Origin of the sequence: Polyangium sp. 15x6, from assembly GCF_029960785.1 — a bacterium.
Taxonomy (GTDB): Bacteria; Myxococcota_A; Polyangia; order Polyangiales; family Polyangiaceae; genus Polyangium.
This window is the reverse complement of record NZ_JASBQE010000045.1, coordinates 34,166-51,895: the sequence shown is the minus strand read 5'-3', so window position 1 is coordinate 51,895 and position 17,730 is coordinate 34,166. Positions and strand designations below refer to the sequence as shown.

The window sequence follows — 17,730 nt, the reverse complement described above, 5'->3', positions numbered from 1 at the left end:
GATCGACCGCTCACCGCCGCCCGGCCCGCTCCGAGACGAGCCGCCGGATGGCCTTCAGGTTCAGGGGCTTCACCTCGTGCGCGTCGAAGCCCGCCACCTGCGAGAGTCGTCGATCCTCGTCCTGCCCGTATCCCGTCATCGCCACGATGAGCGTCTCCGAGAGTCCTTGCTCGCGCATCACCCGGCAAGCGTCGTACCCGTTTTGCCCCGGCAAGCCAATATCGAGCAGCACCACCGACGGCCGCTCGCGCAGGGCGATCTCCACCGCCGCGACGCCGTCGTGGGCCATCAGCACCTCGTGGCCGTCGAACTCGAGCAACATCGCCATGCTCTCGGCCGCGTCGAGGTTGTCGTCCACCACGAGCACCCGCACGCCCGGCGCCGCGCTCTCGGCCACGGCCGTCCCCGCCTCCGGCTGCACCCTCGGCTCGTCCGGCAGGACCGGCAGACGCACCACGAACTCGCTCCCCGTCCCCCGCCCCAGGCTGTACGCCCGCACGGTGCCGCCGTGCATGTGGACGAGCGTGCGGACCAGGGACAAACCAATGCCGAGCCCGCCCTCCGACCGGTCGAGGTTCCGATCCACCTGGTAAAACAGGTCGAAGACGTGCGGGAGCGCCGCCGGATCGATGCCGCGGCCCGTGTCGCGGACGCGGAGCAGGACGAATTTCGGATCGCTCGAATCCCGCTCCACGACGAGGCGGATCGTGCCCGCCGCGTCCGTGTACTTCGCCGCGTTGTTGAGCAGGTTGCCCACCACCTGGCCGAGCCGGGTCAGGTCGCCCTCCACGCGGGTCGGCACGAGGGGCAGGATCACCTGCATGTCGTGCCGTCGCGATTCGATGATCGGCCCGCTCGTGTCGAGCGCCTGCCGCACCACGTCCGCCACGTCGATCGGCTGCTTCTGGAGCTGGACCTTGCCGAGCGTGATGCGGGAGACGTCGAGCAGATCGTCGACGAGCCGGACCATGTGCGAGACCTGCCGCTCGATCATCTCGCGCGCGGTCTGCAGCGTGGGCTCCTGCGGCCCGAGCCGCTTGAAGATCTCGACGGCGTTCGAGATGGGCGCGAGCGGGTTTCGGAGCTCGTGGGCCAGCGTGGCGAGGAACTCGTCCTTGCGACGATCCGCCTCGCGCAAGGCCTCCTCGGCGCGCTTGCGATCGGTGATGTCCATCCCCGAGGGGATGAGGTGCGTCACGCACCCCTTTTCGTCGCGCATCGGCGCGACCATGAAATCGATGTCGATCCGCCCGTCCCCCGCGACGCGCACGACGGCGTCGTACCGGAGCGTCTCGCCGTCCGCGGCGCGCTTGACCGCGTCCTCGAGCCGCGCGACCTCGGCCTCGTCGTGCGTCCACCACGGGCACTCCCAGAACTTGCGCCCGATGACCTCCTCCCGCGAAAAACCGCCCACGTTCACCGCGGCCTGGTTCACCTCCATCAGCGTGCCGTCGAGATCGAGCACCGCGACGAACCCGAGCATGTTGTCGATGATCCGGCGCAGGCGCTGCTCGCTCTCGCGCACGGCCGCCTCGGCCCTGATGCGCGCCGTCACGTCCGTGAACGTCACGACCACGCCGTCGGTCCAGCCCACCTGATTGCGGTACGGCAGCACGCGCCGGAGGAACGTCGCGCCGCTCGCCGCCTCGATCTCGTCCTCGATCGGTCTCTCCGCGCGCCGCACGTCGTCGATCTCCGGCAAGACCGGCATCTGCTTCATGCGGTGCGTGAAGTGCGCGAGCGGCCGCCCCACGTCGGCCTGCGTCACGTTGTAGATCTCCGCGATCGCGGGGGTGATGCGCTGGACGCGCCCGTCGTCGTCGAGGAAGAGCGTGGCGATCCGCGTGCTCGTGAGGAGGTTCTCGAGGTCGGTGTGGGCGCGCGTCAACGCCTCGTTCGCGTGCTGCACCTCCTCCTTCGAGGTCTCGAGCTCCTCGTTCGCCGACTGGAGCTCCTCGTTCATCGAGAGCAGCTCCTCGTTGCTCGACTTGAGCTCCTCGTTGGCGATCTCGAGCTCCTGGACCGTCTTTTCGAGGTCCGCGCGGGTCGTCGTGAGCTCCTGCTCGAGCTGCTCGAGGAGCACGGCGGCGTCCTCGGCCGCCTTCGTCCGCGCCTCTTCCCGCGCGACGGGCAGGCCGACGTCCTGGAAGACCACGAGGAACAGGCCCGATTGCTCGCCCATCTGGGGCATCGGCTGCACGGTGAGCATCACGCGCTGCGTGCCGCTCGTGGTCCGCACCGAGAGCCCCTCGTGGACCACCTTGCGCCGCTCCTTGATGGCGAGCGAGAGCGAGGCCCGCAGGCCCACGGCGAGCCCCTCGCGGACGAGGCGCACGAGGTTGTTGTGGAACGCGCCGGCCGTGATCGTGAGATACTTTTCGAGGTTGCCCGACGCCGAGACGATCTGCCCATCCTCGTCGACGACGACCGATTTCGGCGCGAACTCGTCGAGGACGATCCGCTGCATGAGCAGGTAGATGTCGGTCTCGCCGGCGGAGGGCACGTTCGGCGGGCGCACCGTGGCCGGCGGCCCGTCGCGCCCCGACACGAGCCCCGGGACGTGCACGGCGGTCGGCAATCGCTGCGAGATCCGGTGCCGCGCGTCGATGGGCCGGAAGAGCTCGCGGTGCGCCGAGAGGCTCTCCGAGGGCCCGAGGAAGAGATACCCGCCGGGCCGGAGCGCGTAATGAAAGAGCGGGATGAGCTTCTTCTGGAGGTGCGGGCCGAGGTAGATGAGCAGGTTGCGGCAGGAGACGAGGTCGAGCTTCGAGAATGGCGGGTCGTTGATGAGGTTGTGGACCGAAAAAAGGACGAGCTCCCGGATCTCCTTGGTAATGTGGTAATGCTGCCCTTTGCGGACGAAGAAACGCCGCAGCCGCTCGGGCAGCACCTCGTCCGCGATGCCGAGCGGATAGGCGCCGAGCCGCGCCGTCGCGAGGGCCTGCTCGTCGATGTCCGTGGCGAAGATCTGCACCACGGGCGCGGCGCCCACGGTATCGAGCGCCTCGCGCGCGAGCATGGCGATCGAGTACGCCTCCTCGCCCGTCGCGCAGCCGGGGACCCAGATACGCAAGGTTTGATCGGGCGAACGCTCCCGGACGAGCCGGGCGAGGACCTCCTTGGCGAGGACCTCGAACGCCTCCGGATCCCGAAAAAAGGCGGTGACCCCGATCAAGAGATCCTTGAAGAGCTCGTCGACCTCGGACCGATCGGACCGGAGCCGCAGCAAATAGCCGTGGGCCGAGTCGATCCGGAGCACCTGCAGCCTGCGCAGGGTGCGTCGGATGAGGGTGCTCGTCTTGTAGTGCTTGAAATTGTGCCCGGTGCTTTGGGCGAGGATCTCGCAGATCGCGGGCAAGGCGTCGGCGATGTCCCGGCGGAGCGTGTCCTCGTCGCCGGAGGTCTCTTTGCGGTGCTCGGCGTAGGCCACGAGCTCGGCGGCGAGCTCGGCGGGCGGGCGCACGCAATCGACGACGCCGGTCATGAGCGCGCTCTGCGGCATGCTGTCGTGGCGCGCGGAGGCCGGATCCTGGACCATCGTGAAGCCTCCGCCCTCGCCCACGGCCCGGAGCCCGAGCGCGCCGTCGCTGCCGTCGCCCGACAGGATGACCGCGACCGCGGATTCGCCGTACTCGCGGGCAAGGCCGTGGAGGAGATGATCCATCGGCGCGTGCCGCTCCTCGGGGCTCTCTGCGGGCACGATGTGCAGGACATCGTCGCGGATGGTGAGCAGGCAACGACTCGGCGCGGCGTAGACGTGATCCGGCTCGAGCGGCATCCCATCCTGCGCCTCGAGGACGGGCAGCGTCGTGGCCTTGGCCACGAGCTCGGAGAGCGTGCCGCCCGTGGAGGGTTCGAGGTGAAGGAGGACCACGATCGAGAGCCCCGCGCCCTCCGGAATGCCACGCAGGAACTCCTGCACGGCCGAAAGCCCGCCCGCGGAAGCGCCGACGCCGACGAACAGGGGGTAGCCGGGCGAGGACGAATCACGTGGTCCGGGGGAGGAGCGCGTCATGGTGGGTGGTTTTGTTATCCCCTGGATTCGCTACGCGGAAGCGAAAAACGAAATCCAGTCCACCACGCGGGGCTGTTCGTCACTGGGTAGACCACGTAAGGTCCGGGCCGGACGGACGAAGGGCGGCGGCTCCCGACACGGAAAGCCGGGACGGTCCGAGTTCGCCCGAGGCGGCGGTCGGCCACGATAGCCTGCTTTTTTCGGGAGTTGGGGGAAGGAGCGGCGATGGGCGAGGGTGGAGCAGGCGCACCGGGCCTCGGGGCGCGGGAGGAGGACGGCGCGAAGATCAAGCTCCCGACGCCGAAGGTGCTGATCGTGGACGACACGCCCGCGAACCTGCTCGCCTTCGAGGTCGCGCTGGAGCCGCTCGGCTACGAGCTCGTGAAAGCGGCGTCCGGCCGGGAGGCCCTGCGATGCCTGCTCGCGATGGATTTCTCGCTGGTCCTCATGGACGTGCAGATGCCGGTCATGAACGGCATCGAGACCGTCAAGCTCATCAAGCAGAGCCGGCGGCACCGTTACATCCCGATTCTCTTCATCACCGCCGTGCAGCGCAGCATGTCCTTCATCCTCGAGGGATACGAGACCGGCGCCGTCGATTACGTCCTGAAGCCTTGCCAGCCGAGCATCCTCCGCTCGAAGGTGATGGTGCTCGTCGAGCTCTTCCGGCAAAAGGAGATCGTCAAGCGGCAAGCCGCGCTCCTGCGCGAGCGCGAGCGCGAGGCGATGGAGCGGATGCACGCGCAGCGCTACCAGGGCGTGATCGAGGCCATGCCCATCTGCGTGTGGACCGCGAACGGCAACGGGAAATTCGATTATGCCAATGCCGCCTGGTCCCGCTACGCAGGGCTCGGCAGCCGAAGGGACGTGGGGCGCGGGCTGCTCGAGGCGCTGCACCCGGACGATCGGGCGCACGCGATTTCCCTCTGGCGCAAGGCGCTCGGGCGGAGGCTTGGCGTGGACGTGCAGGCGCGCCTCAGGCGATCGGATGGGGCGTACCGCTGGCACATCGCGCGCGCGGTGCCGCAGCGGGACGCAGGCCGGGTGACGGGGTGGATCATCACGGCGACCGACATCGACGAGCAAAAGCGCGCCGAGGAAGCGGAGCACCGGGCGCGCAAGGAGGCGGAGGCGGCGAACTGCGAGATCATGAAAGACGAGTTCCTCGCCACGGTCTCGCACGAGCTCAACACGCCGCTCACGGCGATCGTGGGCTGGTCGAGCCTGCTCCGCGCGGGCGCGCTCGACGGCCCGAGCGCGGAGCGCGGACTCGCCACGATCGCCCGGAGCGCCGAGGCGGAGCGGCGGGTCGTCGAGGACATCCTCGACGCCTCGCGTATCGCGACGGGCCGTCTGCAGGTCCACCTCGCGCCGATCGACCCGAGGGCGATCATCGACGAAGCGGTGGACGCGCTGCGCCCGCTCGCGCGCGCGAAGCACATCACGTTCGAATGCGAGGTGGAATCCCACGGCGCGGTGATGATGGCGGATCCCGATCGCCTGTGGCAGGTGACGTGGAAGCTCGTCTTCAATGCGATCAAATTCACGCCGGCGGAAGGGCGGGTCGACGTGCGGTTCGAGCACCTCGGCAAGCGATTCTTGCTGACGGTGTCGGACACGGGCGAGGGAATCGCGCCGGGTCTGCTTCCGCAGGTGTTCGGGTATTTCAGCCAGGAGGACGGCTCGACGAAGCGCAAGCACGGCGGGCTCGGGCTGGGCCTGGCGATCGTGCGCAAGCTCGTGGAGCTGCACGGCGGGTCGGTGAGCGTGACGAGCGCGGGCAAGGGAGCGGGCGCGACGTTCACGGTGTCGATCCCGTCGCGGGAGGTGCCGGAGGGCGCGGGGCTGCCGGACGTGACGAATTACGAGCGGCGGATCCTGGAGGGGATCCGGGTGCTCCTGGTCCTGCCGGACGCGGAAACGAAGGGGCTCGTCGCGGACGTGCTGCAAAGGCGAGGCGCGGTGGTGCTTTCGGTGTCGTCGGCGGAGGAGGCGGTGGCCTTCGTGGCGGAGTCTGCGCTGGACGTGGTGGTGAGCGACATGGGGCTGCCCGGGGGAACCAGCGTGACGTTCGTGGAGCGGTTGCGAGCGCGAGACGGAAGGGCGCTGCCATCGATCGCGGTGCTGGAGGCGGGGGAAGCGGATCAGACGTGGCAAGCGCTGGCCGCAGGGTTTCGCGGGTACGTGGCGAAGCCGATTCATCCGGCGCATCTGGTGGCGGCGATCGCGAGGATCGTGCGGGGGCGGGGCGAGGGGGCGGGAGCGGGCGCGGGCGCGGGCGCGGAAGCGGGCGCGGGAGCTTAGGCACAAGCGACATCGACGCCGCGGTGGTGGCGCATGACGCTGCCGACCGGCTCCTGGGGATGATCGCGGACACCGATGACGACACGGAGGCCGCGCGGGCTGCGCACACGGCCGTCGCCAAGCTGCTCAGGACCATGAAACGGCGGTGATCCAACGAACCGCGGGCCCCCTCGTATCTCTCTCCGAGGGGGCTCGCACGAATGTTTGTCCGCGGGGTTTGTCTCGGTGCGGAGTCTGTGGTAGGGACCTCGGACCCTCATGCGCGAGTAGGGAGGAACCGTTGCCCCGACGAACCGAAGCCAAGCCACTCTGTCTGAAAGTTGGCAATCGTGTCCGCGAGCTGCGCCAAGAGCGCGGCATGTCCTTGCAGGATCTCGCCTCGGCCGGCGCGATGTCGAAAGGACAGTTGGCGAGCATCGAGCAAGGTCTCGCTGCGATCACCATCGAGACCATCGAACGCATTGCACTCGCGCTCGGTGTGCCTTCGTTGTGCATCATCACCTTTCCAGCAGACGACGAGCTGAATCATATCGTGGAACTCGCTCGTAAGCTGCCGAAGGGCGAACGCCGAAAGCTCCGGAAAGAACTCGAAGCGCTCACGACGCACGAACCCCCGACGTAGACGTAGTATGAGTTGGAGGCCGCGCCGCACCGCGGCCCACGCCGCGTCCTCGGGCGCGAAGACGCGGGCGCCCTCGGGAATCGCCGCGCCGTAGCTCCGCACGATCCAGACCTCTTCGGGGTACGCCCCCACCCGCCACGCCCCCTGCATCACTCGCCAAGAACACCAACGACCGCCGAGCGCGTCGAGCCGCTGTCCGGCCAGCTCCCCTCCGCCCGGGGCCCGGCTCGTCATCGGACCGCCGCTCCGCGTCGTCTTTCTCGGTCCACCTCGTAGCCGCCCGCCAACGTCCCATGCTAGGGACAGGAGGAACATGCTGAGCGCGGTCCTCCTCCTCCTCGGCTTAGGCGTTGCCAATGTCGTGATGATTCTCCGCTACCAACGGCGAATGGGAGCGAACATGGCAAAGCATTCACGCCGCTTCGACCTCGAAAGCCTCGTCCCTCTCCTGCCAGATGAGCTTCGACAGCAGCCGTTCATCGGCGTACGAGAGCACCATCGGGACGGTCGAATCTTCGTGGGCCTCTTGCTTCCGTCTCCGGACGCCAAACGTAAGGGCAACCCGGAGAACGTGGGCCTCGAATTCGACGCCGAGACGGGACGCCTGATCGCCATCCACCCCGAGGGTGTCGCGCTCGGCATCAAGTAGACGACATCGCTCGTTGGGCTCGGGCGTGCGCCCGATCCTGCCAACCAGCTCTGCGGTCACACCTCACTTGGGAATCTTCTGCACCGTCCCGCCGCCATGGCCGTTGGTGACATGGGTACGCTCGTGGGCGCGTGCAATGCGTTCGATGGTCTCGAGGGTAATCGCAGCGAGACCCTGCTCGATGCTCGACAAGTGTCCTTGCCATCGAGGCGCGCCGCCGTGCGGGGCGCGCACACGCGCCTCAGGAACTTCAAGCGCGACCTGAAGAACCTCGGCCTCACCGAGGCGCAGATCATCCCCGACGCGAGCGCCGCCAAGAAGCCCGGGCGGCGGCGAAACCTGGGAAAAATAAGCGTTTCGACCCGTCTTCGCGCGATATCGGTTTCCCGAACCGGCGTTCGACCCTTCCTCGACGAAAAAACGGTTCCCTGAATCGCCTCGCGACGCGTCTTTCGCGCGGAAGGCCTCTCCCAAATTCGCCGCGGAAGGGTCGTCTGCGAAAAAAGGGGAGGCCGAACGGGCGCCCGACGGGTCCGCGGCGCGTCGAGGAGAAGCTCGGTCGGGGAAGGAAGGGTCGTGGCGCCGCCGAGCCTTCCGTTTTTTGTAAAGGAAGGGTCGGGCGACAAAAAACGGAACCGTTGTTCCGGCGAGGAAGGGTCGGCGGGCGGTTCAGCCTTTCAGGATCGGCGCGAGACGGGTCGGGGTGTGGTTTCGGTGGAAAGTTGCCCCGCGAACACGTTTTCGGTGACCAGGCTCGCATGTGTCGCCCTGGGGCCCACTTCTTGCTCGCGCTCCTCCTCGTCCTGTGCGTGCCGTCGCTCGCCCGCGCGGAGATCCGCGTCTGTGTGCGGCTCCCGGGGCACCCGAAGATGGCCCCGTGGGCCCTGTCGTGGCTGGAGGCAATCAAGCCATACTTCGGCAAGTAGCAAGCCCCGGCCGCAGCACGAAAGAGCATGAAGACGGACGTCAAAATCGCGTTTGACGGAACGGATTTGCTGGGCGATCCAGCTACCCTGTAGGGTTCGAGGGCGACGTGAGCGACGCCCTCTTCCCCCACCCAGCCTTCCTCGTCACCCCCAAGGTCCGGCGCATCTTCCTGGACGCAGGCGTCACCGGGTTCGATTGGATACTCGTTCGCATCGAGGACGACGGATCCGGAAGTTGCCGCCACGTGGCCCCGTTGTCCTCCCGGGAGAACGTTCAAGGGAACGGCCCCTCGGGCCGGAGGAACCCTTTCCGAAGGGTCTCCCATTCGTCGTCCGTCATCTCCCAGTCCGAGTAAAGCGCGATGCCCTGGTAGCTCGCCGGGAGAACGGGATACGTCCGCAAGGCCGCGTGGACCCCGGCGAGCGCAATCGGAACGTTTTCGACGCTCGCGTCGTGGTAGCCGACGCCCGGATCGTCATAGGCCGGCAGCCCGAGCAGGACGGGCGTCGTCCCCGCCCAATCGAGCACTTCGCGCGTCCAATGCGTCATGAGGCTCTTGTAGAGCTTCACGTTCGTCAGCGCCGTGTCGTACATCATCACCGCGAGCTGATCCGCGCGCTGCGCGACTTCGCGGAAATACGATTCCTCCCAGTGTATTTCCTTGAAGGGGTGCAAGACGGTCGGCGGCGGATAAGCCGCGATCGACAGCAGCTTTCCCTTCGGCAAGCCCGCGCGGAGCTCCTCGAGCAACGTCAAGAACGACGCATGGCCACTCGGGCAAGGCTCGATGTTGACGTGGATCCCGGCGATTCGAGGGTGGGCGTCGAGGAGCGCGCGAAGGGAGCGCGTGAAGCCATCACGCCACGCGGGGTCGTCCGGCCGGGCGGATTCGCCGAGCACGCCGCCCACCCAGGGCATGACGCGAAATCGCTCGAATGCGTCGAGGAATCGCTCGGTCTGGGTCGGGTCGTGGGGCGCGATGGCCCCCCCGGGCTCGGCGGGGCAGAGGTGCGGGAAGACGTCGCGGATACGGTGGCGGCGGAGCCGATCCGCGGCCTCGGCGAGCTTTCGCGGATCCCGGAAGAGCGGCTTCTTCGCCTCCTTGCCATACCGCGTGAACCAGGCATCGGCGCCGAGCCAGCCGTGCTGCATCCAGATGCCGTTCGTGCCGAGATCGTGGCGGCCGTCGCCGACCGTCGCGCCGGGCGACCACACGACGTACGCGAGGGTCGATGCTCCCACGACGGCGGCGCCGGCGAGCAGTTGCCGACGGGAGACCTGGCGCTGGGATCTGGAAGGGGGCATGGGATGAATCCGCCGTACCACACGAGGCCCCGGAAGTTGCCGCGAAGATGGCCCGAAGGCATCCATCGGGCCATGAAACACATCGGCTGGCTGCTCGCGGCGCTGACCCTCCTTTGCGGCTGTGGGCTCGGAGATCGGTCCGAATCAAGCGGACGGGAGCGATTGTAACGTCCTCAAGGACGAGACCGCATGCGGCCCGGCGTCGTACTGCGATCCCGGGGACCGCGTGAACGGCAGGTACCCGCGAAGACACACCTACGGGCTGACCCGCGACAAGAGCCACGTGGTCGGCACCTGCAAGCCGAAGGGCGGCCCCGGCGCGGCGTGTATGGGCTCCGATGCATGCATCAGCAAAAAATGCATGCACCCCGCGGAGGAGCCGGTGCCGGAGAGCAAGGGCGTCTGTGACTAGGTCACGCGCTACGAAGCCCAGTTCGTGCGCGACCACGCCGAGCAGTTTTGACGCTCTTCCTGGAAAGCGGTAAAACGCAGGCATGCGCCTGCCCACCGATCTCACTGCGCTGCAAACGCCGTTGCGCCTCGATGGTCTCGGGCTCAGCGAGCGCGATCGAAAGATCCTCGAGCTGACGCGCGGCAAGCTGGCGCATGCTCCGGTCGATTTCGGCGAAGCCGTGCGTGCGCTCGAAGATGCGGTCGAAGAAGTCATTCCCGCGGGGCGCACGTACATGCTCGGCCAGGGCGCGTCGGGTCCGATCATCGGCTCGCTCCTTTCTGGCGTCGGCATCGTCCCCGGAGAGACGGGCATCCTCGTCGTACGTGTGGATCGTGAGGGCCTTCGGACGACGCTCGGAAGGCTCGTGCCATGAAGACGTCCTTCGCATTCGACCCGGCGGACTACGAGTATGGCCCGGCGACGCCGTACGTACGGCGCGTCTTGAACGAATTCTCGGCCATCGATTGGTTCGTCCCTCCGAGCTGCGCCTCCAATCGAGAGCGCGCCGTGGCGCTGCTCGGCGAGCACAACGAGCTCGCGAGGAGCTACGAGCCGGGGCTCTTCCCGGCGCCGGAGGACATCACGATCCGCGCGGAGATCGCCGACGGATCGAGGTTCATCGAGCTGTGTGAGCTCGCCAAGGGGGTGCCTGGGGAGTGGGATTGGAGGTACGGCGCGCTCAAGAAGCTCCTGGTGCGCCACAGGAACGGCTGGAGTCGCCTGGAGCAAGCACGGGCGCTCCAGCCGCTCACCCCTGGCGAGCCGCGCCCCGGCGATCTCTTCATGAGCATTGGTGACAGCGCGCTCTGGTACTTGCCCTGCAAGCTGGACACGAGTGGCCTTCCCAAAGACCAGGCGGACGCTGCGTCCTGGTATTTCGGATACGCATTGACCGACATGGTGGAGTGCCTCGAATGGCAGTTCGCGCAAAAGAACACCATCATCGAGACGAACCCGTTTTTCCCCCTCCTCCGCTGCTACGGAACCGGCTTCTATCCGTTCCGCCTGAAGCCGACTTCGTTCGTGCTCTGCGCGCTCGGGGCTTGACGAGCCACGGCCGGCTGGGATTTCCTGTCTCCACCGCCGACCGGTATCGAGGCCCTCATGAGATCGTTCCTCCTCGGGTGCGTGTTCGCCACCTGCGCACTCGCCTGCAGCACCAACTCTCCCCAGCAGTCGGCTCCGAGTCCCGGCGCTCCCAGCGCAGCCACCGAGGCGCGACCGATCGCAGCCGCCAGCACGCAAGCAGACGCGCGTACCGCGGCGACCGCGACGGATCTGCCGCTGGTGCGGACCGCCGATCGCGCGGTCATAACCTGGTCTGCCGGCGGCACGGCGGAGAAGCGCGGGCAGGAGCTTTCAGCGCTCGTGGACGCCCTGCGCGTGACCGAGCAGCAGCCGGGCGGCGGCAAGCAGGTCGCGCAGATCGCGTTCTATCGGGGCGATACGCAGCTGCGCGAGGTGTGGGTATTCGCCGACGGCGAGTGGGGCTTCGTGCGTCCCGGGACCGCCTGGACGGTGGGCGCGTCACCGGCCCTCGGGGATCTGGTCAAACGTTAGGCCGCGATCGGCGTCCCCGATCCGTGGTAGAAGGGCGCATGGAATTCGATCCCGCCTCCGGCCGCGCCTTCCTCGAGCTTCCGGAGGGCTACGCGCTCCCGGACATCGACCACCTGATGCACGACGCGCGAGCGATCCTGCTCCACACGGTGAACCTCCGGACCGAAACGCGCGCGACCGGAATCCAGATCTCGCCCGTATGGGAACCCCACGACGGACAAGCCGCACTCCGCGCGACGGTCGTGCCGGCCGAGATCGAAGCGCGGCACTTCGAGGGCAAAGGCATGAGGGCCCTCGGCAATCCAGAGGCGCTCACCATGATCGCCGACGTCGTCGAGATCCTCGCGGACGAGCCAGCCGTCGCCGCGCGAGCGCTCGCGACGACCGCGTCGCTCTGGATCAGCGAGGAGGCGCCGATACGTCCGCTCGGTCTGCCATACAAGGGCCACTTCAAGCTCTTGACGCTGGTCATTGCAGACTTCTTGCGCAAGATCGGCGCCGGCTTCGACGATCTCGAGTGGCTCACGTCGATCGGTCTCCTCAGCGCCTACCACAACCCGGACGAAGACCCCCCGGTCGAGGAAGTTCGTGCCTCCACGCGCGAAAAAACGCTGCGGCTCGTCGCAGAAGAAGAGGCATGGCTGGCAGCGCTCGTGAGCAAAGCAGAGGGCTGAGCCTCACCGCCGCAGCGACAGGAGCACAGGCCCAGCAGACGCATTTCCGCAGGTGGCCGCGAGCGCGTCGCAGACCGAGATGTTGACGTCGACCACGACGTCCTTGCTCCGGCGGAACGGGGACGAGCCACTCGGCACCACGAAGATCAACGTCTCCTTCGGTTCGCCGTCGCAAGCGAGGCCCTCCTCGAAGGCGACCCCGTTCACGACCTCGCGCCCAGACGCCTGGTAGAGCTGCACGGACACGCTCGGAGAGGTGCTCCCCGTCGGGCACGTGTACACGACCGGAATGCCGATGAGCGCGCCATTCAGGAATTGCGCCTTCGCCCCCATCTCGATCGAGAGCCCCTCCACCGCATGCGCCGTCCCCGGCACGAGCGGCAGCACCGTCCCCGCGAGCCAAAGAACCGCCCCGAGCGAGCCAAGCGTCTGTTTCATGTCCATTCCCCCGACATGGCTATTCGGACCAGCCCCCACGAACGCAAGAGCCCGTCGCAAAATCGAGCAGGACACCCGAAGCCCAGGAGGAGCACCTTCGTTCCGGACGAAGGATTCGTTCCACCGTGAGCCGCCGCGCCGGGGCGCCGCCCCGGACCCCGCGGGGGCTATCCGCCCCTCGACCCGGACCAGCGCAAGCGCTGGACTCAAGTTGGAAGAACCGCGCGATGCGCGGTTCTTCCACAGGCCGGTGGCAAGACCAGGGACGGCGTTGCCGGTCGCGGCGGTCTTGGTTGGCAGGGTCGTTACGGGTCTTGACTCGGCCTGTTCGATGAACTGCGCATCGCGCAGTTCATCGACCCCGGGTCCAGCGCTTGCGCTGGTCCGGGTCCAGGGGCGGACAGCCCCTGGTCGGGGTCCGGGGTGAAACCCCGGCGCTGCGCTGTGGCAGGGCAATCGGAGGCATGCCCTTGGGGTCGGGGACGCCCTCGGTCGTGGGATGCCTTCGTTCTGGACAGCAGCTTGCGTGGGCGCCGTCCGAGGTGCGAGCTCTCCGTATTGAAGCATGCCGTCCCTTTGGCTACGTTCTCCGACGACCGTGCCGGCGAGGAGCCCGCGCGGATGCGCGGATGCGCATGACGCGCCGGGCCGGTCGCTCGGCTTTCCTGCAAGGGAGGATGAAATGGGCCAGGTGGTGATGGACCGAGGGGCGGGGAGCGTTGCGGGGAGCGGTCCGGGCGCCAATGGGCACGCGGCGACGAAGATCCGGAGCTACGCGCCTGCCACGGGCGAGCTCCTCGGCGAGGTGAAGGTCACCTCCGCCGACGAGGTCAAGCGCGCCGTCGAGCGGGCGCGGCGCGCGCAGGAAGCCTGGGGCGCGCTGCCTGTCGAGGAGCGCTGCGAGCGCGTGCTCCGCTTCCGCGACGCCATCGTCGATCGCGTCGACGAGATCGTCGACCTGCTCGTGCGTGAGTGCGGAAAACCGCGCCACGAGGCCCTGCTCCACGAGGTCATGGTCGCCGCCGACATCGCGACCTTCTTCGCCAAGGCGGCTCCGCGCGTCCTCGCGCCGCACGAGATCAAGCTCCACCTGATGAAGCATCGCCGAAGCTTCATCCACTACAAACCTCGCGGCGTCGTGGCCGTGATCTCGCCCTGGAACTACCCGTTCCAGCTCCCCTTGCGCGATGCGATCCTCGCGCTGCTCGCGGGCAACGCCGTCGTCATCAAGCCGAGCGAGGTCACGCCTCTCATCGCGCAGAAGGCCAAGGAGGTCTGGGACAGCGCGGGCCTGCCCGAGGATCTGCTCCAGGTCGTCCCCGGCTTCGGGCCCACCGGCGCGGCGCTCATCGAGGCGCAGCCGGACTTCGTGATCCTCACGGGCAGCGTCGCCACGGGCCGCAGGGTCGCGGCTGCGTGCGGCGAGCGGCTCATCCCGTGCGTGATGGAGCTCGGCGGCAAGGCGCCGCTCATCGCCTGCGCCGACGCCGACGTCGAGCGCACCGCGCGCGCCATCGTGTTCGGCGGCTTCTCGAACTCGGGCCAGATCTGCGTCTCCGTCGAGCGCGTCTACGCGCACCGCGAGGTGCACGACAAGCTCGTCGATCGCGTCGTCGAGCTGACGAGGGACCTCAGGCAGGGGGATCCGAGCGCGGAGTTCGTCGACGTCGGCGCGATCATCTTCCCGCACCAGATCGACGTCGCCGAGAAGCACATCGCTGACGCGCTGCAGAAGGGCGCCACGGTGCGCGCGGGCGGCAAGCGGCGCGAGGGGCCGGGGCAGTTCTTCGAGCCGACCGTGATCGACGGCTGCAACCACCAGATGACCGTGATGACCGAGGAGATCTTCGGGCCGATCGTGCCGTTCATGCGCGTCTCGACCGAGGAGGAGGCGCTTCGCCTCGCGAACGACTCGCACCTCGGTTTGAACGCGTACGTCTTCTCCCGCGACCGCGATCACGCGACGCGTCTTGCCGAGCGCGTCGAGGCGGGCAGCGTGCTCGTGAACGACGTGCTGACGAACGGCGGCACGCCTGACACGCCCTTCGGCGGCATCAAGGCGAGCGGCTTCGGCCGTGCGATGGGCGAAGAGGGCTTGCGGGAGATGTGCAACATCAAGCACGTCAGCGTCGAGCGTGTCGGCATGGGCAGCAAGGACCCGCTCTGGTTCCCGTACACCGCCCAGAGTTATGGCTGGTTCCGCAAAGGGCTCCGGGCGCTCTTCTCCGGCGGCGGACTCTTGCAGCGCATTGGCGAGATCCTGTAATCAGGTGGCACTCGGGGGAGGTGGATGGGACCGGCCGCCCACGCCACCGCCCCCTGCCCTCCCCTGCGCCGCGCATGAAGTCCTGTCCCACGTGCAGCCTCCGCTATCCGAGCGAGAGCAACACTTGCTTCGCTGACGGCTCCACGCTCGTCGTGCTCCGGGATCCGTGGCTCGGCACCACCGTCGCGGGCAGGTACGTGCTCGACGAGCTCATCGGCATCGGCGGCATGGCCTCCGTGTACCGCGCCCGCTTCCTGCTCACGGACAGACCCTGCGCGGTGAAGCTCCTGAACCCGCAGCTCGCCTCGGATCACACCACGCGCGAGCGCTTCAACCGCGAGGCGAAGCTCGCGCAAAGGCTCGCGCATCCGAACATCATCGAGATCTTCGATCACGGCGACGCGGAGGACGGCACGCCGTTCCTCGTGATGGAGCTGCTCGAAGGCGAGAGCCTCTCGGAGGTCATCGCGAACGGCCCGGTGTCGATCGCGCGCGCGCTGCCCATCGTCATCCAGATGACCCGCGCGCTCGCCCGCGCGCACGACTTCGAGGTCATCCACCGCGATCTCAAGCCGGAGAACGTTTTTTTGCTCCGCGGTGACCGGGTCAAACTCCTCGATTTCGGCATCGCGCGCTGCGCGCAGGACGTGCGCCTGACGAACGCGGGCGAGGTCTTCGGCACGCCCGAGTACATGGCCCCCGAGCGCGCGACGTCGTCGGACGCGGGTCCGCCGGCCGATCTGTACGCGCTCGGCGTGATCCTCTTCGAGATGCTGACGCAGCGTTTGCCCTTCGACGCGCCGAGCCCCGCGCAGATCCTGAACAAGCACATGCTGGAGCCGCCGCCGCGCCTCGGCGAGCACCTGCCGGACGTGCCGCCCGCGCTCGATCAGCTCGTCTACGACCTCATGGCGAAGGTCCCCGACGGCCGGCCCGTCGACGCGCACCGGGTCCTCGCAGCGCTGAAGGAGGTCAGCGAAGCCGCGCGGGTCCCCGCGCCGCCCGATCTCGACGCGGTGCCGATCGCGCCGCCGCGCCCTTCGTCCGCGGCCGCAGCGCAGCGCTGGAGCACGCGCGTGGAGATCGTGGAGCGCCTCGTCGGCAAGACGTACGGCGGTGCGCTGCCCGTCGAGGTTGCGCGGACGCTGGAGCAGATGAAGGCGCACGTGAAGGAGCTCGCGGAGCTGCGAACCCGCGGCGTCGAGGAGCAACGCGCGCTCGACACGATCCACCGCGAGTGGAAGGAGGGCCGCTTCCGCCAGGGCAAGGCGATGGATCGGCTCACGGTGGACATCTCGCGGACGCGCGAGGAAGCACGCGCGACGCGGGCCGGCATCGCGCCGCTCGCCGGAGCCGCGAGGTCGTTCCCGCCGCGCGTGCGCGAGGCGCACCGAGAGGTGGTGTTCTGGGAGGGCCGGAGCGGCTTCCGCGAGCCTTACCGCGAGCTCGCAGACGCGTACCGTGCGCTCGCCGATCTCGTCGACCTCTGGGCAGACGCGCGCCACGCCGAACTCGAGGTCGAAGCAGCCGCAGTCGAGAAAGAGCGCGCAGTGGCCGAGGTGGATCAACAGATCCGAGAGCTCCGGCACAGCCTCGTGATCGCAGATCGGGCGATGGAAGATCGCAAAGCGAAGCACTTCCTCGCGCTCGCAGACGTCGGCCGGCGCGCCGAGAAGCTCGAGATGGAGCTCTTGCGCTCGTCGGGTCGGATCTGCGCGCCGCTCCGGGGCCGGGCAGATCTGGCCCCCTTCTTCGCAGAGCTCGCAGGCAGCGCGGCAGCCGCGCCGGCGCCGGCGTAGAGCCCTCGCCTCGATCTCATGTTGGCCGCTGCGCTGGGGCTTTGCCCCAGGCCCCACCAGGGGCTATCCGCCCCTGGACCCGGACCAGCGCAAGCGCTGGACCCGGGGTCGATGAACTGCGCGATGCGCAGTTCATCGAACGGGCCGAGGCAAGACCGGCGACGCTGACATCGCGGTCCGTGCGTGAGACGGACTTCGCCAGTCTTGCCACCGGCTGGTGGAAGAACTGCGCATCGCGCAGTTCTTCCATCACGAGTCCAGCGCTTGCGCTGGTTCGGGTCGAGGGGCGAACAGCCCCCGCGGGGCCCGGGGCAGCGCCCCGGCGCGGCGACCCGAGAAAAGATCAGCCCTCGCGCGTGACGTGACGTTTGTGCGATGATGACTCTGGGGCGAGAGATCGCGCCGCGTTTCGGGGTACGAGAGCTCGCGAAAGCATGTCGGGGAAGGTCAAGCAGATCATCGACGCCATCGTCGCCCATCGGTCGCGGGGCAACCCGACGATGGCGGGGTTCGTCCGCGCGAAGCTCATGCTGAAGGGCATCGACCCTTCCAAGCACACGGACACCACCTCCGACGATCCCGAGGTCCTTCGCAAGCTCGAGGCCCTCGCGCGCGAGCTCGGCGTCGACCTGTCCGCGCAGCCTGCGGGCGTGTCGTGGCGCCCTCCGCCTTCCTCGGGCCCGCAACGCTAGCCATCTTCTTCGAGAGCACGCAGGA

At 68.2% G+C, this 17,730-nt stretch carries 16 protein-coding genes; 13 read left to right on the top strand and 3 right to left on the bottom strand.

All coding sequences use genetic code 11. The annotated features are described in order from the left end of the window. Positions 1-10: 10 nt before the first annotated feature. On the bottom strand, positions 11-4,015 hold the full coding sequence (locus tag QHF83_RS29035; protein ID WP_282421222.1) for a CheR family methyltransferase: 4,005 nt from the start codon (positions 4,013-4,015) through the stop codon (positions 11-13). A gap of 225 nt (positions 4,016-4,240) precedes the next feature. On the opposite strand from QHF83_RS29035, the gene QHF83_RS29030 reads away from it, so the two are divergent. From QHF83_RS29030 to QHF83_RS29010, 5 genes are all read left to right on the top strand, one after another. After that, a complete protein-coding gene (locus tag QHF83_RS29030; RefSeq protein WP_282421221.1) occupies positions 4,241-6,319 on the top strand; it encodes a response regulator in 2,079 nt (692 codons plus the stop codon). A 280-nt stretch (positions 6,320-6,599) separates the two neighbouring features. Continuing rightward, complete coding sequence (locus QHF83_RS29025; RefSeq protein ID WP_282421220.1) at positions 6,600-6,941, top strand: helix-turn-helix domain-containing protein; 342 nt, start codon at positions 6,600-6,602, stop codon at positions 6,939-6,941. A gap of 313 nt (positions 6,942-7,254) precedes the next feature. Continuing rightward, entirely contained in the window at positions 7,255-7,590 is a 336-nt protein-coding gene (locus tag QHF83_RS29020) for a hypothetical protein (protein WP_282421219.1), read from the top strand. Positions 7,591-7,713: 123 nt separating this feature from the next. Continuing rightward, positions 7,714-8,022, top strand: coding sequence for a hypothetical protein (locus tag QHF83_RS29015; RefSeq protein WP_282421218.1), 309 nt, complete (start codon positions 7,714-7,716; stop codon positions 8,020-8,022). Between the two features lie 326 nt (positions 8,023-8,348). Further along, complete coding sequence (locus tag QHF83_RS29010) at positions 8,349-8,516, top strand: hypothetical protein (RefSeq protein ID WP_282421217.1); 168 nt, start codon at positions 8,349-8,351, stop codon at positions 8,514-8,516. A 274-nt stretch (positions 8,517-8,790) separates the two neighbouring features. Here the strand turns inward: QHF83_RS29010 and QHF83_RS29005 are convergent, their stop codons facing one another. Then, complete coding sequence (locus QHF83_RS29005) at positions 8,791-9,822, bottom strand: glycoside hydrolase family 18 protein (RefSeq protein ID WP_282421216.1); 1,032 nt, start codon at positions 9,820-9,822, stop codon at positions 8,791-8,793. Positions 9,823-10,048: 226 nt separating this feature from the next. On the opposite strand from QHF83_RS29005, the gene QHF83_RS29000 reads away from it, so the two are divergent. From QHF83_RS29000 to QHF83_RS28980, 5 genes are all read left to right on the top strand, one after another. Then, positions 10,049-10,234, top strand: a complete 186-nt coding sequence (locus QHF83_RS29000; RefSeq protein ID WP_282421215.1) for a hypothetical protein — start codon at positions 10,049-10,051, stop codon at positions 10,232-10,234. A gap of 82 nt (positions 10,235-10,316) precedes the next feature. Beyond that, the gene (locus tag QHF83_RS28995; RefSeq protein ID WP_282421214.1) at positions 10,317-10,649 is read left to right on the top strand and encodes a hypothetical protein; all 333 of its coding nucleotides are present in this window, start codon (positions 10,317-10,319) and stop codon (positions 10,647-10,649) included. Next, positions 10,646-11,323, top strand: coding sequence for a hypothetical protein (locus QHF83_RS28990; RefSeq protein ID WP_282421213.1), 678 nt, complete (start codon positions 10,646-10,648; stop codon positions 11,321-11,323). The genes QHF83_RS28995 and QHF83_RS28990 overlap by 4 nt, the downstream gene beginning before the upstream one ends. A gap of 57 nt (positions 11,324-11,380) precedes the next feature. Further along, entirely contained in the window at positions 11,381-11,836 is a 456-nt protein-coding gene (locus QHF83_RS28985) for a hypothetical protein (protein ID WP_282421212.1), read from the top strand. Between the two features lie 38 nt (positions 11,837-11,874). Continuing rightward, on the top strand, positions 11,875-12,510 hold the full coding sequence (locus tag QHF83_RS28980; RefSeq protein WP_282421211.1) for a hypothetical protein: 636 nt from the start codon (positions 11,875-11,877) through the stop codon (positions 12,508-12,510). Between the two features lie 3 nt (positions 12,511-12,513). On the opposite strand, the gene QHF83_RS28975 is transcribed toward QHF83_RS28980, so the two are convergent. Beyond that, positions 12,514-12,948 carry a hypothetical protein gene (locus tag QHF83_RS28975; RefSeq protein ID WP_282421210.1) on the bottom strand — a complete coding sequence of 145 codons (435 nt, stop codon included), beginning with the start codon at positions 12,946-12,948 and terminating at the stop codon, positions 12,514-12,516. A 682-nt stretch (positions 12,949-13,630) separates the two neighbouring features. On the opposite strand from QHF83_RS28975, the gene QHF83_RS28970 reads away from it, so the two are divergent. From QHF83_RS28970 to QHF83_RS28960, 3 genes are all read left to right on the top strand, one after another. Next, positions 13,631-15,214 (top strand): aldehyde dehydrogenase family protein, encoded by a 1,584-nt coding sequence (locus tag QHF83_RS28970; RefSeq protein ID WP_282421209.1) that lies wholly within the window; start codon positions 13,631-13,633, stop codon positions 15,212-15,214. Positions 15,215-15,288: 74 nt separating this feature from the next. Beyond that, positions 15,289-17,013, top strand: a complete 1,725-nt coding sequence (locus QHF83_RS28965; RefSeq protein WP_282421208.1) for a serine/threonine-protein kinase — start codon at positions 15,289-15,291, stop codon at positions 17,011-17,013. Between the two features lie 434 nt (positions 17,014-17,447). Beyond that, complete coding sequence (locus QHF83_RS28960; protein WP_281312007.1) at positions 17,448-17,705, top strand: hypothetical protein; 258 nt, start codon at positions 17,448-17,450, stop codon at positions 17,703-17,705. The last annotated feature ends 25 nt before the right edge of the window (positions 17,706-17,730 follow it).